Consider the following 639-nt stretch of genomic DNA (forward strand, 5'->3'; position numbering starts at 1 on the left):
CGGATCAAAAACAACACCTTTATACCCTGTTGCAAACGTTCTACCGCTCGTTAAAGAACCGCTAAACTGTTTACCCTTTAACGCCACAACCTTGCCCCGTGAAAGGGTCAAAACATCACCCTTAAAAAGACCATACGATACCACCCCATCTATATAAAAACCCCTATCATGCTGCAAATTTCCATAAGCAGCAACAGACCATTTATTAAATGCGCTTTTTTTGCTTTGTTCAACATCCTGAGGGTGTAGAGAAAGATTTCCATAGTTTCCCCAAACTCCAAAGAATGTACGACCATATAAACTCTCAATCTCGTTTAACAAAACACCTGCTTGAAATGCATTATAATCGAGCTCAGCACCATAACCATATTCAAAAGCAGATAAATTGGAAGCATAATGATGGCTCCCCCCATAAGCACGCAGAAAAAAGGCTGTCTTTTTATCATCTTTCCCAAAGGAATGAAAAGCATTCCGCATTGTCTCTAACGTCTTATTTTGCGTGGTCATATCCACTAAACCAGCATGCAATAAGGCATTTGGCAAAAGAAGATAAGTTGGAACCTGTGGAACAACAGCTCTAATTTGGAGATTAGACTGAACATCAAGCGGTATAGAGAGATTAGATGAAGGATCTAAAGG

General features: G+C 39.9%; 1 protein-coding gene. It reads right to left on the reverse strand.

Annotation, left to right across the window (positions count from 1 at the left end; translation table 11 throughout):
• Nucleotides 1-639 (reverse strand): autotransporter outer membrane beta-barrel domain-containing protein (locus ACFIQE_RS11270; protein WP_375707789.1); only part of this gene is annotated, 639 nt, incomplete at both ends.

Origin of the sequence: Bartonella sp. AA1HLJMS (assembly GCF_042197445.1) — a bacterium.
In the GTDB taxonomy this organism is placed as follows: domain Bacteria; phylum Pseudomonadota; class Alphaproteobacteria; order Rhizobiales; family Rhizobiaceae; genus Bartonella.